This window comes from Candidatus Rokuibacteriota bacterium (assembly GCA_016188005.1).
In the GTDB taxonomy this organism is placed as follows: Bacteria; Methylomirabilota; Methylomirabilia; order Rokubacteriales; family CSP1-6; genus UBA12499.
The window spans coordinates 1-17,079 of the sequence record JACPIQ010000087.1 but is presented as its reverse complement, the minus strand read 5'-3'; the positions used below and the strand labels follow the sequence as shown (position 1 = coordinate 17,079).

The 17,079-nt window shown below is 71.6% G+C and carries 13 protein-coding genes and 1 pseudogene; all 14 read right to left on the bottom strand.

The window, feature by feature from the left end:
- Nucleotides 1-7: 7 nt before the first annotated feature.
- Nucleotides 8-1,051 carry a glycosyltransferase gene (locus HYV93_17750; protein ID MBI2527814.1) on the bottom strand — a complete coding sequence of 348 codons (1,044 nt, stop codon included), beginning with the start codon at nt 1,049-1,051 and terminating at the stop codon, nt 8-10.
- Nucleotides 1,036-1,674 (bottom strand): hypothetical protein, encoded by a 639-nt coding sequence (locus HYV93_17745; protein MBI2527813.1) that lies wholly within the window; start codon nt 1,672-1,674, stop codon nt 1,036-1,038. The genes HYV93_17750 and HYV93_17745 overlap by 16 nt, the downstream gene beginning before the upstream one ends.
- Nucleotides 1,646-3,181, bottom strand: a complete 1,536-nt coding sequence (locus HYV93_17740; GenBank protein MBI2527812.1) for a hypothetical protein — start codon at nt 3,179-3,181, stop codon at nt 1,646-1,648. The genes HYV93_17745 and HYV93_17740 overlap by 29 nt, the downstream gene beginning before the upstream one ends.
- A gap of 16 nt (nt 3,182-3,197) precedes the next feature.
- Complete coding sequence (locus tag HYV93_17735) at nt 3,198-4,220, bottom strand: polysaccharide biosynthesis/export family protein (protein ID MBI2527811.1); 1,023 nt, start codon at nt 4,218-4,220, stop codon at nt 3,198-3,200.
- Nucleotides 4,221-4,532: 312 nt separating this feature from the next.
- Nucleotides 4,533-5,762: a glycosyltransferase gene (locus tag HYV93_17730; GenBank protein ID MBI2527810.1), complete on the bottom strand. Its 1,230-nt coding sequence runs from the start codon at nt 5,760-5,762 to the stop codon at nt 4,533-4,535.
- Entirely contained in the window at nt 5,759-6,775 is a 1,017-nt protein-coding gene (locus HYV93_17725; GenBank protein MBI2527809.1) for a GDP-mannose 4,6-dehydratase, read from the bottom strand. The genes HYV93_17730 and HYV93_17725 overlap by 4 nt, the downstream gene beginning before the upstream one ends.
- Entirely contained in the window at nt 6,772-7,527 is a 756-nt protein-coding gene (locus HYV93_17720; protein MBI2527808.1) for an NTP transferase domain-containing protein, read from the bottom strand. The genes HYV93_17725 and HYV93_17720 overlap by 4 nt, the downstream gene beginning before the upstream one ends.
- Nucleotides 7,528-7,541: 14 nt before the next feature.
- The gene (locus HYV93_17715; protein MBI2527807.1) at nt 7,542-8,924 is read right to left on the bottom strand and encodes a sugar transferase; all 1,383 of its coding nucleotides are present in this window, start codon (nt 8,922-8,924) and stop codon (nt 7,542-7,544) included.
- Between the two features lie 124 nt (nt 8,925-9,048).
- A complete protein-coding gene (locus tag HYV93_17710) occupies nt 9,049-9,657 on the bottom strand; it encodes a hypothetical protein (GenBank protein ID MBI2527806.1) in 609 nt (202 codons plus the stop codon).
- Nucleotides 9,658-9,982: 325 nt separating this feature from the next.
- Nucleotides 9,983-10,633, bottom strand: coding sequence for a DinB family protein (locus tag HYV93_17705; GenBank protein MBI2527805.1), 651 nt, complete (start codon nt 10,631-10,633; stop codon nt 9,983-9,985).
- 121 nt (nt 10,634-10,754) lie between these two features.
- Complete coding sequence (locus HYV93_17700; protein ID MBI2527804.1) at nt 10,755-12,110, bottom strand: VCBS repeat-containing protein; 1,356 nt, start codon at nt 12,108-12,110, stop codon at nt 10,755-10,757.
- Entirely contained in the window at nt 12,110-12,898 is a 789-nt protein-coding gene (locus tag HYV93_17695) for an enoyl-CoA hydratase/isomerase family protein (GenBank protein ID MBI2527803.1), read from the bottom strand. Before HYV93_17695 ends, HYV93_17700 begins: the two co-directional genes overlap by 1 nt.
- Nucleotides 12,899-12,909: 11 nt before the next feature.
- Nucleotides 12,910-14,328, bottom strand: a pseudogene (gene pyk, locus HYV93_17690) (pyruvate kinase).
- A gap of 82 nt (nt 14,329-14,410) precedes the next feature.
- The coding region (gene uvrA / locus HYV93_17685; GenBank protein ID MBI2527802.1) for an excinuclease ABC subunit UvrA at nt 14,411-17,079 on the bottom strand (2,669 nt) is incomplete at its 5' end.

Below are 17,079 nucleotides of genomic sequence, written 5' to 3'. Positions count from 1 at the left end.
CCGGGGCTCAGAGCACCAGCGTCCGGAAGCGGACGCTGCCGTAGACCAGCGCCGCACAGAGGACCGCCTGGCGGACCGCGAGCAGGGCCACCTGGAACGGGACCTTCGGCCACCCGGCGGGGTGCGCGAGCGACCGTCTCAGGAAGCGCGAACACCACGCCAGGTAGGGCGCGGTGAGGGCCAGCGCCGCCGGATGCCAGAGGGGCGCCAGTGCGCTCCCGAGCAGCGCCAGGTAGAACCATCCGTTCTCCCGGAGGAAGAACACGCGCGCGTGGAGCAGGCACGCCCGGAGCTGGGGATGGCGCCGGACGAGAGCGGGGAGCACGAACAGCCGCAAGGGCTCCAGCGCCCAGCGCAGGGGGGCCAGCTGCTGGAGCTCGTGGTAGACGAGCGCGTCCGGGACGAAGGCCGTGGCCCAGCCACGCTCCTTGGCGCGCCAGGCCAGGTCCGAATCGCCGCATTCCACGACGCGGTCCAGGAGGTCCGGCCAGCCCAGCGTCTCGTCGATGCCCCCGAGCTGGGCGAACACCTCACGCCGGTAGAGGCTGTTCGAGCAGCCGTAAGTCGGGTGCTCCTCGAGCACCTGGCCGGACTCGCGCGAGAAGAACCCGGCCTGCGCCGCCTGCTCGGGCTTGTAGAGCACGCGGCCCGTCACGAGCCCGACCCCGTCCCGGAAGCCCGCGAGGCCGCGGGCGAGCCACTCCGGCGCCGGCCGGCAGTCGTCGTCGGTGAACGCGAGGATCTCGCCGCGCGCCAGCCGGGCGCCCGTGTTGCGCGAGCGCGCGGGGCCGCGGTTGTCGGGCATGACGTGGTACAGGAGCCGACACGGCGAGCGCACGGCGAGCTCCGCCATGAGCGCGGGGGTGCCGTCCGTCGAGCAGTTGTCCACGACGATGATCTCGAATCGGTCGGGCGGGAGGGTCTGTGCCCACAGGGCGTCGATCGCGTCCTGGAGCAGGCGGCGGCGGTTCCGGGTCGGCACGATGACCGACACGGCGACCGGGGGGGCTGATCCAGGACGGCTCCCCTCGGGCGCTAGGTCGTCACCCATTGGTAGATCCAACGCGGGGTGTAGCGCTTGTGCTTGTTGAGGACCGTGCCCACGATGGCGATGCTGGCGGTGGAGAGCTGCGACCTGACGCGGGCGAGCATCCCGTAGGGCGTGCGCCCGGCCTCCACGACGAGGATCATGCGCGGGATCACTGCCCCGGCCTCGACGGCGCAGGCCCGCTCGAGGACCGGCGGGGTGTCGACGAGAATGACGTCGAAGGCCGAGCCCACCTCCGCGAGCGCGCTCCGCAGCGTCGCGGCTGCCTCCCGATCGGCCCCGGGACCCGTGCCGGCCAGGAGCACGGAGACGCCGGAGGCCGTCTCCTGGAGGCGAGGGAGGCCAGCCGGCCCGGCCCCCCGGGGCCCCCGGTCCACCGGCAGGTCGAGTCCGAGTCTTCGCGCCAGCCGCGGTCTCAGCCGGTCAAGCTCGACGAGCAGCGGCCGCATGCCGTAGTGCGCCGTGAGCTGGTGCGCCACGCCGAGCGCCGTCGTGGTCGCGCCCTCGTGGCGGCGCGCGCTCGAGAAGAGCACGCCGTTGTACCGCCCGTCGCGGGCGGCGCTCGCCACGAGCCACGCGGCCTTGCGCAGGTTCTCCTCAATCTCCTGCAGTAGCTCGCCCGTCACCCCGACCGCTCCCGATCCCGACAGCGCCAATGGCGGCGGCGATGAAGCGGCCTCCCGCCGCGGGAACCACCGCGATCACCGGGGCGCCCATGAACTCCTCGAGGGCCGTGGCCGTGTAGGCGCCGTAGTCGAACGCCTCCGCCACCGCGACCCAGGCCAGCGCCGCCAGCACGGCCATCACGGCCGCGAGGCTGAGCAGCGTGGACTTGCGAGCACCCACCGCCTGGAAGGGATCCATCGCCCGCTCCGCGACGACCACGTTCCCGATGTTTCGGCCGCGCAGCGTCGCGTCGGCCGACGATTCCTCGAGCTTCTTCCGGTAGAAGATGTAGGCCTCCTCCAGGACCTTGATCTTCCGCTTGAGCGCGGTCCACTGGGCCTCGCGCCCATGGAGCGCGCGGACCCGCGCCTGGAGGGCGTCGGCGGTGGCGATGCGGGCCCAGTACTCCGCCTGGGCCTCGGCGCGGACGGACCGGAGGTTCGACATGAGCATCCCGAGGAGCAGCTCGAACTGGCTGCGATTGTTCTGGATCCGCAACCCGCCGTCGAGGTCCGTCATGCGCAGCCGCTCGCGCTCCTTCTGGAGATCGGCCAGCTGCAGCAGCAGGGTGTGGGGGAAGGCATCCCGCTTGAACGCGCCCAGCGCCGCGAAGTTGGGCTCGCCCTTCTTGACCTCCGGCTCGAAGCGCTGGACCTTCGCGGTGGCCTCGTCGAGGTCCAGCTTGGCCTGATTGACGAGCGACTGGGCCTCGGCGATCTGGCCCAGGAGCACCTCCTTCTGCTTCTGGAGCGCGGTGATACCACCGCCGGCCTCGAAGCGCTGGAGCTCGGCCTCCGCCTCGCGGAGCCGCTCACCGGCGTCGCTCGCCTCGGCCTCGAAGAAGGGGACGGCCCCGGGATCCTGGTGGAGCTTCACGCGAAAGCGCTGGTAGACGTCGAGCAGCGTGTTGAGGATGACGCTGGCGCCCTCCCGGGTCCCGACGAGCAGCTCCACCACGACGATGTTGGACTCCCGCGGGGCCCTCACGCTGAGCCCGTCCTGGAGGAGCGCGATGGCCGCCTCGCGCGGCGCGAGGCGCACCCGGAACCCGAGGTTGATCAGCGCCTCGTTGAACCACGCCTTGCTTCCCTGCGCCCGGGCCCCGAGCCTCTGGCGGATCCTCGGGATGAGCTCCGCGGGGGCAGGGCCGGGCGGCGCGGGCTTGTCGAGGCCGAGCAGGTCGACCACCTGCCCGAGCACCTCGGTGCTTTGAATGATATCGACCTCCGAGTTCACGTCGGCGCGCCGGTAGGCGATCACCGTCGGCGGCCCGCCGAGAACCGTCGGGGGTGTCGCCTGCTCCTGCCCGAGCTTCACCAGCACCTTGGCGGAGACCTGGTAGAGGTCGTCCCGGATGATGCCGATCCACACGGTGGCCCCCACCAGGGTGGCGAGCAGGATGCTCAGGATGCTCCACTTCCGCTTGAACAGGATGAAGACGAGGTCCCGCACCGACACCCGGGGCACGAGGCGCTCCATGGCGCTAGGGCGCGAGCCCCGACCCCATCACGTAGCTGAAGCCGGCGTTGAGCGAGATGGGCAGCAGCTGTCGGACGTACTGGTCGAAGAACTGGTTGACCTTGGCGATGGTGGACTGCGGTACGTACACCACGTCGAAGGGCTCGAGAGGAACGTCGGCCAGGCCGTCGGCCAGGATGGCGGCGAGGTCCACCGTCTGGACGCTCGGCTTCCCCCCCCCCGCGTCACGCATCAGGACGACGGTCTTGAGGGCGGCCGTGGGCTTCATCCCGCCGGCCTTGATGACCGCCGCGGCGAGGGACAGCCGTCCCTGCAGGGTGACCAGGCCCGGCTGGGTCACCTCGCCGCCGACGTAGACGTGGAGCGTCGCGCGGGGCACGAAGACGACATCTCCGGGCTGCAGCAGCACGTCCGGCTGCCCCCGTCGGAGGACACCTTCCAGGTCCACGTCCAGCATGGTCGGCTGCGACGTGCCGGAGTCGCGGAGGACGACGACGGCAGTCGTCTTGGCGATCTCCTTGAACCCCCCCGCCTTGATGACGGCCCCGGCGGCGGTGAGGCTCCCCACGAGGGCGATGAGTCCCGGCTGTTGCACTTCGCCTCCGACGTAGACCGTCTGCCCGGCGAAGCCCTTGACGATGACGTTGACCTCCGGGTTGCGGAAGTGCTTGCCATACGCCTCGGCGAGCCGCGCCCTGAGCTGTGTCACGCCGAGCCCCGCGGCTTGCACGTCGTCGAGGAAGAAGAGCGAGATCCTCCCGTCGGGCCGGATCATCACGGTCTGGGTCAGCTCCGGCAGGTTGAAGACCCGGATCTCGATCTCGTCATGGGGCTGGAGCACGTAGGTGGCCCCGCTGGCGGCCTTCGGCATGGCGCGGAGCCGCTCGATCATCGCCTCGGGCACCTCGGGCCGGCGGGGCTCCTGGGCAGGGGCCGCCGCGGCCCACGCGAGCGCCCCCAGCACGGCGCCGGCCACCAGGAGGAGGGCGCTGGCCAGCAGCGGCCAGGCGGGCCGCGCGCGGCTCATCTCGCGGGACCTCCCTGGTGCCGGGCGCCGCCCCGCGCCCGAGGAGGCCGCGGGTACCGGCGCATCACCGTCTGTCCGACCATCCCGTAGTCCTGCTCCCCGAAGGGGGGGTGCGCCCGGGCTGAGAGATGGCCCCGGGCCCGCTGTCGACGCCGACCCGGGCTGGCGGAACGCCGGCGACCGGGCCATTGCACGCTACTCTTAAACGGCCGGCTGGGTCCACATCGAATTTCTGGCGCTCGCGACGGGGTCGCCGCGAGACACGATCTCTCGGGGCGCCGACGCCGGCGGCGCGCGCTCCGCCGGACCGGATCATCGGGGAGCCGCCGGGGCGCGTCCCGGCCCCCCCACCGGGGAGTCCTCGTCGCGGCCGCGCGCGGCGGGCGCCGGGGCTGCTGCCACGGTCTCGACCACGTGGTCGATGCGGGCGGCGAAGATCTCCCAGGAGAAGGCGCGCGCGCGCTCCACCCCGGCCCGCCCCATCCGCGCCGCTTCGGCGGGATCGTCGGCCAGCCGCGCCATGCGCTCGGCGAACGCCTCGGGCTCCGCGGGAGCGAGGAACCCCTGGATCCCGTCCTGGATGCTCTCGAGGGGGCCGCCGCAGTTGACGGCGACCACCGGCTTGCCGAAGGCCATGGCCTCGAGCGGCACCATGCCCCAGTCCTCGTTGAACGGGGTGAAGAGGACGCCGTAGCAGGTCGCGTAGAGCTCGGCGAGGGCCGCGTCGGTCGGGAAGAGCCGGAACTCGATCCGCGGGTCGTCTTCGGCCAGGGCGCGCAGCCGGGTCAGGTACGGCCGGCTCTTGTCGTCCACGATCCCCGCGATGACCAGGCGGAACCGGTCGAGCGCCGGCCGGAGCGCCCGGAAGCGCTGGAATGCGCGGATCCCGAGCTCGACGTTCTTCGTCCACATGATCCGCCCGGCCACGAGAAAGAACGGCTCGAAGGCCTCGCCCGGCCGCGCCGCCGCGATGCCCGCCCCGGGATGCAGGATCTCGGTCCCTCCCGATGGCCGCAACCCGCCCCCCACCGCGCGCCGCTCGGCTTCCCGGCTGATGAAGAATACGTGCCGGTAGCGCCGCCACGCCCGCCGGTCGATCCAGCGGAAGAACACCGCGGCCACCCGGAGAGCGAGGCGCCCCGCCAGCCCGCTCCGCTCGAGCACGCGGGCCTGGTAGCCGGGATCGAAGGCCATCCGGAGCGGGGTGAGGCAACAGCAGAGCACCGGCCGACCGCCGTTGCGGAAGACCGCGAGATCTCCCAGCCCCTCGCAGACGACAAGGAGCGCGTCGTAGGTGTCCGTCGGGAGGCGCTGGGTCAGGATCCGCCAGCCGGCCAGGAGCACGGCGCCCAGCCGGCGGCCGACACTGACCCGCGGCAGCTCCACGATCCGACGCTCCCGGAAGCCCGGGAAGGTGTGCTCAGGATCGTAGTGGCTGGTGAAGAGCGTCCATTCGTGGCGGCTTCGGGCGGTGAGTTCGAGGATGAGTCGCTCGGCCCCGCTCGTGAGGTAGATCCACGGATAGTACAGGGCCACCTTCACGCGGCGCCACGCCCCCCTCCGAGCGGGTCCTGGTAGAACGCCACGTACCACGCGATGGTCTCGCGGAGGGCCTCGTCGAGGCTCCAGGCCGGCGCCCATCCCAGCACCCGATGCGCCTTGTCGCAGTCGAGGTACTGCTCGCGGATCTCGGCGCTGGCCTGGTTCAGGATCACGGGCTCGAGATCGGACCGGTCCATGAGCGTGAGCACCTTGCGCACCAGCTCCAGCACGGTCAGGCGGATCCCGAGACCGAAGTTGAACGCCTCGCCCCTGAGGCCGGGATCTTCCGTCAGGCGCTCGGCCAGGAGGAGGTACGCGGCCGCCGCGTCCCCGGCGTAGAGGAGGTCGCGGACGAACTGGCCGTCGCTGCGAACCACGAAGCGCTCGCCCCGGTGCGCGGACCGGATCACCCCCGGGATGGTGCGGCTCAGGTTGAAGTCTCCGCCGCCGAAGACGTTCGCGCAGCGGGTCACGGCGACGGCCTGCCCGTAGGTCCTTGCGTACATCGCGCAGATCAGGTCCGCGCAACTCTTGGAGACGTCATAGGGGTACTGCCCCTGGAGCGGGTGCGTCTCGCGGTACGGGAGGGTCGCGCTCTCCCCGTAGGCCTTGTCGGACGAGGCGACCACGATCTGTCTCGCCGGGGCCAGCCGCGCCGCCTCGAGCACATTCCACGTCCCGCGGACGTTGACCTCGAGCGTCCCGACCGGGTCGGCCTTGGCGACGCCCACGAGCGGCTGCGCCGCGAGGTGAAAGACGGTGTCCACCGCGTACTCGGCCATCGTTCGCCGCAGGAGGTCGCGATCCTCCACGGCTCCGCTGACGACGGTGACCCGCGAACACCACCCCTCCCGGGCCAGGAGACTCAGCGGCGACCGGTCGCGCACGAGGACCACCACGTCGGCATCACGCTCGACCAGGCTCCGCGTGAGCCAGCCCCCCATGAAGCCCGTTGCGCCGGTGACGAGTACCGGTCGGCCGTCCCAGAACCTCCTGCGCTCCGGGGACCTCATGCCCTCGGCAGCCCGCCGGGCCGCCGCCGCCCGGGCACCAGCACCCAGGGCGGCGTGCCGCCGTTGTAGAGCCTCTCCATCTCCTGCTGGTCCTTGCTCGTGTCCATGGACTTCCAGAAGCCGGTGTGGAGGTAGGTGTGGAGGAGGCCCTTCGCCGCCAGGCTGGGCAGGACCTCTTGCTCGAGATTCTGCCCCTCCCAGTGCTCGAAGACGCGGCGGTCCAGCACGAAGAAGCCCGCGTTGATCCAGAAGCCCGGAACCACGGGCTTCTCCCGGAAGGACTGCACGCGCTGGCTGCCATCGAAGACCACGAGACCGTACTGTGATCGCAGGGACACGGAGGTCACGGTGGCGAGCCCGCCGGTCGCCTTGTGGAAGGCCAGGAGCGCGCCGAGATCCACGTCCCCGAGCCCGTCACCGTATGTCGCGAAGAATGTCTCGCCCACGTGGGGCGCGCAGCGGCGAAGGCGTTCACCCGTGTCCGACTCGGCGCCTGTATCCACGATGTGGACGTCCCAGTCCTGGAAGCGGTCCGCGAAGTAGTCGAAGAGGATCTCCTGGCGGTGGCCGGCCGCCAGCACGAAGCGCGTCACGCCCTGGTCGGCGTACAGGCGCATGAGGTGGACCAGGATGGGCGTGCCGGCGATGGGCATCATCACTTTCGGGAAGTACTCGCTGAACGGGTACGAGCGGGTCCCCTTGCCGCCGCAGAGAATCACCACGTTCAGGTCCGTCGTGCCGTTCCTCTCCATGGGCGGACTTCCGCTCAGCAGGCCCCGCGCCCGGACAGCACAGCGGGGATGGTTCGCAGCAGCAGCTTGGCGTCGAGCCAGACCGACCAGGTGTCCACGTACTGCAGATCGTAGTTCATCCAGGCGGCGTACTTCACCTCACTCCGCCCATTCACCTGCCACAGGCACGTGAGACCCGGCTTCATCCGGAAGCGCCGGCGATGGGCGTCGGAGACGGCCACGGCCTCGCGGACGGGCAGGGGCCGCGGCCCCACCAGGCTCATCTCGCCCTTGAGGACGTTGATGAGCTGCGGCAGCTCGTCGAGGCTGCACCGCCGCAGGAGCCGCCCGACGGGCGTGATGCGGACATCGCGGGGGTCCTTGAAGACCGGCCCGCCCGTGACGCTCCGGGAGGCGAAGGCGGGCAACAGGGCCTCGGCCCCCGCCACCATGGTCCGGAACTTGTACATGGTGAACGCGCGCCCGTGGAGCCCGGCCCTGGTCTGCCGGAAGATCACGGGCCCCGTCGAGGAGAGCTTGATCAGCGCCGCCGCGACGAGCATGACGGGAGCGCAGGCGAGCAGCATGGTGCCCCCGACCGCGAGATCCATGGCGCGCTTGGCCAGCAGAGCACCGGGGCGCGGCTCGGGGGCCCCCAGCACGAGGCTGACCTCGCCATGGAACGGCTCCACCCGGGACTCGGGAGTCTCGGCCGCAGGCGTCGGTCGTAACAGGATCCGGCACACGATCCCGGACCGCTCGAGGAGCCGGAGGGTGGGCGCCTCGGCGCCGAGCTCCTCCGGCGGCACGGCGACCAAGACGTCCTCGATCACATGGTGGCGCAACAGATCCTCGAGGCTCGACTCGAGCGGCTCGCCGGATGAGTACGCGCAGTACTTCCGCCCGGCCGGCTGGCCGATCCCCACGCATGCGACCCGGAGGCCCCAGTCGGGCCGGCGCCGGAAGCGGCGCGACATCTCCGTCGCGGCCTCCCAGCTCCCGATCACGAGGACGTTCCGGGCGTCGAAGCCGCGACTCCGCAGATGGCGCATGGTCGCGTACAGCGCCAGGCGCGGAAGGCCGAGGGCCAGGGTCGAGGCCGCCGCGATCCAGGCGAGGTCGCCGGCTCGTTCGGGGCGACCCGCGCCCCAGAACAGCGCCGCGAACCCCAGGAACCCCGAGATCTGGGCCGTCGCGAGCGCACGCACGGCTCCGCCGCCCCCCTCGACGCGGTGCGACTCGTAGAGTCCGAAGTAGCGGTAGAGCCCGATCCAGGCCGGTACGATCAGCAGGAGAGAAACGAACTCGGCAGCCAGGCCGGGAAAGCGCGGCGTCCAGAACCACGCGACGACCCAGGCCAGGAGCAGGGCATCGAACCCGACCAGGCAGCGCACCGCAAGCCAGGCGATAGACTGCACGCGTCACCCCGTCTCACGACCCGGCCCGCACGGGCCCCGCGCTCCCGCCCGCCCACCTCGGGCCGAAACCGGCGCGAATGCCGCGGTCTCCACCACGCCGGCGGTGCGGGGGCGGGATGAAGGATTATCGGCGCCGGCCGCGGGCTGCCGCGCGAGCCGTGGCCATCGCCCCCAGGACGAGCAGGACGAGACTGCCGGGGGCCGGGACCTGACCCACCGAGACGAGGTCGAAGTTGAGGAAAGCGGTGTCATGCTCGAAATCGAACGCCGACCCCGCGCCATCGAAGCGGAACCCGAATACCAGCGGACCCAGGAAGGCCGACAGCGCAGGGTCGCTGACCGGTCCGACGGGGATGCCCGTGGCCGGCACGGTCATGAAGCCGTCGGTGACCTCGAGCTCGCTCGCGTCGAAGACGACGACGGCATGCTCGCCGAACCCGAGGTTGAGCCCCAGCAGGGCGCTGTTGGGGAATGGGGCCGGGGTCGCGAGATCGAACATGTCCGTGAGCAGCGCGAATCCGACCGATCCCGGCGCGCTCACCATGAACGACATCGTCCCCCGCACGTCGAAGGCGGCGACCGCAGGAATCGAGATCGGCGAGATGATGCTGGCCTCCATCGTTCCCGACTCGGGAGTGATGGTCGCCGCGACCCCGACGCCCGCCCAGATCCCCAGCAGAAGCGCTGAGAGAACCACTGCCCGCGCGCGGGCGAGGGTGCCTGGCCATCTCATCTCCGTCCTCCGCGCTGCTCCGTTCCCGCGGAACAGCTCCATCCACCATCGTCCGGTGGCCGCTTCCGCCCGCGCCTCCTCGACTCGGCGCGTCGCGGCCCTGCCACTGAATCCCGGCGCCACCCGCTGCCGGCCGCAGGGGGAATTCTGGCTCAGGCCCACGGCACTGTCAATAGCGGCCGGCACCATTCGCGCCCTACCTCTGGCGGAGATGCAATTGGTGGGCCTGGGGCAAAACACTCGGTGGCAACGGCACTTCCGGCTGAGCCCCGGAGCCTGGTGTGCAGCGGTGTAAACATGACCGACACCGCCGCCGGCGGCCACCTCACCAGAGGCTCGCGGGCAGCGGCAGCCCCTCGAAGTCGGCGACGGGCAGAGGATCGGGGGGTGTGATGCCGCACGCAATCGCGAGGGCGTGGAGCTGGCGGAGGTGCTGGGCGGCATGCCAGGTGGTCCGCTCGAGCAGATCGTGGCCCGACTGCGGCCCGTAGTAGACGGAGATCACGCGCTCGTACTCGCCGCCGCCGGCGCCCTCGAACCATCCCGTGAGCCGCTCGCGCACCAGCGCTGCATACCGTGCCAGGGCGGGACCGTCACTCAGGCCGGCGGGCGCTGTCTCCTGGAGCCACCCCTCGGGGAGGGCCCCCGAATGCATCGCGTCGGCGAAGGCGAGTCCCACGCGGAAGAGATGGTAGCCGAGGTCTCGCAGGCTCCGGTCCCGCTGGGGCGGCTTCCACCCCATGAGCGGCTCCGGCAGGCAGGCCACCAGGCGCTCCGCCGTGGCGAGAATACGATCGAGGCGCGCGGCCAGCGCAGCCGGGGCGAGCCTCGGCGCCGGGCGGTACTCCACGCCCAGCAGGGCGGCATAGCCCTCGGGATTCCAGCCGTGGACGGCGCGCGCGCCGACGGCGACGGCCGGCACGAGGCGGATGCCGAGGCGCTCCAGCTCGGCCTGGCCCGCGGGATTGCCTTCCACGTTGACGGGGTCGACCTCGACTCCCCAGGACGAGAGGAGCTCCTTTGTCCTGGCGCAGCTGCTTCAGCCGGGGCGATAGAACAGGCGCGCGCGGGGAGGCAACACGCCGGTCAGGGTACCACTACCTGACGCTCAGGAAGACACGCAGCACCCGTCCGTCGGCGACGGCCAGATCCACGAGCCCGTCCCCCGAGAGATCGGCAGCCGCCAGGTTCGACTCGATCCGGCTTCCCAGCCTGAGGCTCCAGCGCTCGGCGAAGCGCCCGGCCTCGAGCTCGAGCCCGGCGAGGGCCTCGCGAGACTGTCGCGGCAGCACCACCTCGGGGCGGCCGTTGCCATCGAAGTCGGCAATGAGCGCCTGGTCCTGGTTGCGCGAGCCGAAGAGATGCGAGGCATAGCCCGAGGCCTGGGCGACGGGGATCAGGGCGCTCCCCCGCCTCCGGTAGGCGGTGAGCACCCCGCCGAGATGCGGCGTGTGCACGGCGACGATCTCCGGGGGCCCCTCCCCCGAGAAGTTCGCGACGCCCAGCACGTGTGTCCGGCGCAGGCCCCGCCCGGCCGCCGGGCCTTCGGCCAGCAGCTCGAGCCCGCCGTCCTTCCAGCCGAACGCCACCACCGCGGCGCCCCGCTGGGCCGAGCTCCGAACGACCATCATCAGCGGCCGCACGCCCTCGCCCACCCGCGCGATAACTGGCGCCAGGTCCTCGATCACCGCCGGGGCCGGGACCGCGTGGCGCGCGCGGATGAACAGGCCGCTGGGCGACAGACCGATCACCGTGACGCTCGCGGCCTCGACGCTGTCCCCGAGAGCGCCATGGGCGTACCGCTCCGTGGGGTCCGACAGCACGACGGCCTCGGGGGTGCCGTCGCCGTCCAGATCCGCCACCGCGATCCGGGCGTCGGGAAGCGCGTGAACGTCCACACGGGAGATCACCCGCGGCCCCGCCGGCAGGTTGCCGATCAGCAGGACGGCGCCGTCGGCGGCCACCGCCAGGAGATCGTCCCACTCGCCGTTGCCCAGCGCGAGCGGCGTCGGCACGGCCAGGCGGGACAGGGGCGTGCCGACGTCATAGCTCCGGAGCGCACCGTCGCTCCACACGACGAGGCGCCCGTCGGGAGCCACCAGCGTGAGCCCGCTCCTCGCACGGTCGAGCCCCACCACCGCCGGCGGCCCGTCCGGGCTCGCGACCTCCCCGTAGCGGGCCGCCACGGTGATGCCGGCCCGACCGACCTCGAACATCCACACCGTCCCATCGCGATCCACCGCGGCGAGCCGCCGCCGGGACAGCACCACGAGCCAGCGGAGGGGCGACTCGGTGGGCAGCGCCAAGGCCTGCCAGCGCGGGAAGCTCCCCTTCCCCGCGGCGAGGCGGTTCCCCGAGGTCCCGCCCAGCGGAAATGGCCAGGCCGCGCCGTCCCCGCTCGGCCCCAGGATCAGCAGGAGGAGCAGGAGGACGCCAGCTGCAACGCCCGCCACTACCGGCCCTTGAAGCTGACCGGCTGCTTCCGGGCGAAGGCCACGACCCCGTTGCGGAAGTCCTCGGTGTGGCCGCTGGCCGCGATGGCCTGGGCCTCGAGCTCCATCTGGGTCTCGAGGCTCTCCCAGGTGGACTGGTGGAAGAGCGCCTTCGCGCGCCCGAAGGCCAGCGTTGGCCCCTGGGCGAGCTCGCGGGCCAGGGCTGTCACCGCCGCGGGAAACTCCACGTCGGGGTGGACGCGAGTGACGAGCCCCCACTCCAGCGCCTCGCGGGCGGAGAGGACACGGTTGGTGAAGTACAGCTCCATGGCCCGGCGCAGCCCGATGAGGCGGGGGAGGAAGTACGAGGCCGACCCGTCGGGGGAGGCCGCGATGCGCGAGTAGGCCATGCTGAACCGCGCCGACTCCGCCGCCACGACCAGGTCCCCGGACAGCGCGAAGCTCATGCCGCCGCCCGCGGCCACCCCGTTGACGGCCATGATCACCGGCTTCATGGACCGGGCCAGCCGCGACACCGCGCCGTGGAGGTAGGTGGTCAGCTCCTTGACGAGGACGCCGATGCGCTCCCCGCTGTCGGCGAAGTCCTTGACGTCTCCCCCCGCGCAGAAGGCCTTGCCGGCGCCGGTGAAGACGATACAGCGCACCTCCCGGCTCTCGTCGGCCTCGAGCGTGGCGTGGAACACCTCCCGCCCCAGCGTCAGGTTCAGCGCGTTGTACGCCTCGGGGCGGTTGAGGGTGATGGTCGCCACTCCGTCCGTCACGTCATAGAGGATCGCTTCGTGAGCCATGGCGGTCTCGGTTACCTCCTGTCTCCAACGCGGTGGAACTTCAGTAGGTTCGTGGTGCCGGTTACCCAGAGGGGCGCGCCGGAGACGATCACCACCACGTCGTCCGTGCGCACCGTCCCATCCCCGAGCAGGGTCGCCTCGATCTCCTCGATCATCGCGTCCGTCGTCTCCACCTTGCGGACCAGCCGCGCGCTCACCCCCCAGCAGAGACCCAGCCGGCGCTGCACCTCGGGGAACGGCGTGAGCGCCACGATGGGCACCTCCGGCCGCTCCTCCGACATGAGCCTGGCGCTGAACCCCGACTGGGTGAAGGCGACGATGGCCTTGGCCCGCAGGACGCGCGCCGAGTGGCAGGCGGCCTCGGCCACCGCCTCCGAGAACCCGGGCACCTCGGCGCGCCGCCGCTCCACTCCGCGGGCCTGGGCCGCGCGCTCCGCGCGCTCGGCGATGCGCGCCATGACCTGGACCGCCTCCACCGGGTAGCGGCCCGTGGCGGTCTCGGCCGAGAGCATGATGGCGTCGGCCCCGTCGAAGATGGCGGTCGCCACATCGCTGACCTCGGCCCGTGTGGGCCGCACGTGGCTCACCATGGACTCGAGCATCTGCGTCGCCACGATGACCGGCACCCGGGCGAGGCGCGCCTGCCGGATGACGTCCTTCTGGATGACCGGCACCTCCTCCAGCGGAACCTCGACGCCCAGATCACCCCGGGCCACCATGACCGCATCGACCAGCGGCAGGATGGCGGGGACCTTGTCCACGACCTCCGCGCGCTCGAGCTTGGCGATGATGGGGAGGCTCGCCCCCTGCTCGTTCAGGAGCCGCCGCACTTCCTGGATGTCCTCCGCGGACCGCACGAAGGAGACGGCCACGTAGTCCACACCGTGCGCGACGCCGAAGGTCAGGTCCTCGCGGTCCTTCACCGTGAGGCAGGACAGGGGCGCAGGGAACCGCGGCAGGGCGACGCCCTTGTGCTCCGAGACCCAGCCGCCGGCGATGACGCGGCAGCGGGCCTCGCGCTCGCTCGCCTCCTCGACGGTGAGCTGGATCATCCCGTCGTCCATCCACACGGGGTCCCCGGGCCGGAGCAGGGGCAGGAGCTCCGGATGGGAGAGGCTCGCGCCCGCAGCCGTGCCGGGCGCGGGCGCCGCGGTCAGCGTGAAGGTCGCCCCGGCCTCGAGCCAGGCGCGGCCGCCGGCGAACTTGCCCAGGCGCACCTTGGGACCCTGGAGATCCTGGACGATGGTGACGGGCCGCCCCCACTGCTCCTCTCCGTCCCGGATCGCCCGGATCGCCTCGGCGTGCTCGGCCTGAGTGCCGTGGGAGAAATTGAGGCGGGCGACGTCCATCCCCGCGGCCACGAGCCGGTGGAGCACGTCGCGACCCGCGCTGGCGGGCCCGATGGTGCAGACGATCTTGGTGCGCCTCATCTTTCACCTGGGGCGGGCACCCGGGCTTCGCCACGCCCGCCCCCGCCGCATCCTCGCGCCCTTCGATGCCCCACGCGCGATCTCAGGTCGAGTCAGCCCGGGCCAGGACGCGCTGGAGGAACTGGCCGGTGTAGGAGCGGTCGCTCCGGGCGCCCACCTCCTCCGGCGTGCCGGTGGCGATGACCCGTCCGCCATCATCACCCCCCTCCGGCCCCAGATCGATGATCCAGTCGGCGGTCTTGATGACGTCCAGGTTGTGCTCGATGATCACCACGGTGTTGCCCTGGTCCACCAGTGCGTTGAGCACCTCCAGCAACCGCCGGATGTCGGCGAAGTGGAGTCCCGTCGTGGGCTCGTCCAGGATGTAGAGCGTCCGGCCTGTGGCCCGGCGGCTGAGCTCGGTGGCGAGCTTCACGCGTTGGGCTTCGCCCCCGGACAGCGTCGTGGCGGACTGGCCGAGCCGGATGTAGTCCAGTCCCACGTCGTGCAGCGTCCGGAGCTTCTGCTTGATCGGCGGCACGGGCGCGAAGAACTCGAGCGCCTCGGCCACGGTCATGTCGAGCACCTCGGCGATGTTCTTGCTCTTGTAGCGGACCTCCAGCGTCTCCCGGTTGTACCGCTTCGCCTTGCACACCTCGCACGTCACGTACACGTCGGGGAGGAAGTGCATCTCGATCTTCACCAGCCCGTCGCCCTGGCAGGCCTCGCAGCGCCCCCCCTTGACGTTGAAGGAGAAGCGCCCCGGCTGGTAGCCGCGCATCCGGGCGTCCGCGGTCCGCGCCATCAGCGAGCGGATCAGGGTGAACACGCCGGTGTAGGTGGCCGGGTTCGAGCGCGGCGTTCGCCCGATCGGTGACTGGTCGATGTCGATGACCTTGTCGAGGTGCTGGGCGCCCTCGACGCGGTCGTGGGCGCCGGGGCGCTCCTGGGCGCGGTGGAGCATCTGGGCGAGCGCCCGGTACAGGATGTCGTTGACGAGGGTGGACTTCCCGGAGCCCGACACCCCGGTGATGCACGTGAAGACGCCCAGCGGGATCCGGACGGGCATGCCCTTGAGGTTGTGCTCGCGGGGGTTGTGGATGGTGAGGAGCTTCCCGCCTGGCTTCCGCCGCTGCGGGGGCAGGGCGATCCGCTCGGCTCCGGCGAGGAAGCGGCCGGTGAGCGAGGCGGGATTACCCATGATCTCGTCGGGCGTTCCCACGGCGACCACGTGGCCGCCGTGCTCGCCCGCGCCCGGTCCCAGGTCCACGACGTAGTCCGCCGAACGGATGGTCTCCTCGTCGTGCTCCACGACGAGCACGGTGTTGCCGAGGTCCCGCAACCGCTTGAGCGTGTCGAGGAGCCGCCGGTTGTCCCGCTGGTGGAGGCCGATGGAGGGCTCGTCCAGGATGTAGAGCACCCCCACGAGGCTCGACCCGATCTGAGTCGCCAGGCGGATGCGCTGCCCCTCGCCGCCGGACAGGGTGGCTGCGGCGCGGTCGAGAGTGAGGTAGTCGAGCCCCACCGCCGAGAGGAAGCCCAGGCGCTCGCGGATCTCCTTGAGCACCCGCCGCGCGATGGCCGCCTCGCGCTCCGACAGGGTGAGCCCGTCGAAGAAGTCGGCCGCCGCCTTGATGGGCAGCCGGACGACCTCCGCGATGGAACGCCCGCCGACCTTCACCGCCAGCGCCTCCGGACGCAGCCGCGCGCCCCGGCAGGCTGGACAGTCCTGGAGGGTCATGAAGCGCTCCACGTCCTGCCGGGCCTCCTCGGACAGCGTCTCCCGGTACCGGCGGGCCAGGATCTTCAGCACACCCTCGAACTCGCCGTCGGTCTCGCCGTGGAGGATCAGGTCGCGCGTCTTCCTGGGCAGGGTCTCCCACGGTGTGGTGAGGCTCACGCGGTGGCGTCGCGCCAACGCCTCGAGCGTCCGCCTGAAGGACCCACCCGCCTGCCCCGCCCAGGGAAGGAGCGCCCCCTGGCCGAGGGTCTTGCGACCATCGGGGACCACGCAGGCGGGATCCACCTCGTGGCGCGCGCCGATGCCGCCGCACTCGGGGCAGGCTCCGTACGGGCTGTTGAACGAGAACATCCGCGGGGAAACCTCCGGGGAGGAGATGCCACAAGCGGCGCAGGCCAGGCGCTCGGAGAAGAGCATGGCCGGGCCATCTACCGCCTCCACCTGGGCGAACCCGTCGGCCAGGCGCAGGGCCGTCTCCAGCGAGTCAGCCAGCCGCGTGCCGACGCCGTCCCGGAGGATGATCCGGTCCACCACGACCTCGATGGTGTGCTTCCGGGTCTTCGCCAGCTCGATCTCTTCCGCCAGCTCCCGGATCTGCCCGTTCACGCGCACACGGACGTAGCCCTGGCGCTTGAGGTCGAAGAAGAGCTTGCGATACTCGCCCTTGCGCCCCCGGACCACCGGCGCCAGGACCAGGAGCCGGCTCCCTGCGGGAAGCGCGAGCACGCGGTCGACCATCTGCTGGACGGTCTGGGCGGAGATGGGTCTCGCGCACTGGGGACAGTGGGGGATGCCGAGCCGCGCGAAGAGCACCCGCAGGTAGTCGTAGATCTCGGTGACGGTGCCCACCGTCGAGCGCGGGTTCTTCGATGTGGTCTTCTGCTCGATGGAGATGGCCGGCGACAGCCCCTCGATGGCGTCCACGTCGGGCTTCTCCATCTGCTCGAGGAACTGCCGCGCGTAGGCGGAGAGCGACTCCACGTAGCGCCGCTGCCCCTCGGCGTAGATGGTATCGAAGGCGAGCGAGGACT

Bases quoted from the DNA above. Each gene is read 5' to 3' on its own strand.
- HYV93_17750 (MBI2527814.1), bottom strand. From the start codon at position 1,051: ATGGGTGACGACCTAGCGCCCGAGGGGAGCCGTCCTGGATCAGCCCCC.
- HYV93_17735 (MBI2527811.1), bottom strand. From the start codon at position 4,220: ATGAGCCGCGCGCGGCCCGCCTGGCCGCTGCTGGCCAGCGCCCTCCTC.
- HYV93_17725 (MBI2527809.1), bottom strand. From the start codon at position 6,775: ATGAGGTCCCCGGAGCGCAGGAGGTTCTGGGACGGCCGACCGGTACTC.
- HYV93_17720 (MBI2527808.1), bottom strand. From the start codon at position 7,527: ATGGAGAGGAACGGCACGACGGACCTGAACGTGGTGATTCTCTGCGGC.
- HYV93_17710 (MBI2527806.1), bottom strand. From the start codon at position 9,657: ATGAGATGGCCAGGCACCCTCGCCCGCGCGCGGGCAGTGGTTCTCTCA.
- HYV93_17695 (MBI2527803.1), bottom strand. From the start codon at position 12,898: ATGGCTCACGAAGCGATCCTCTATGACGTGACGGACGGAGTGGCGACC.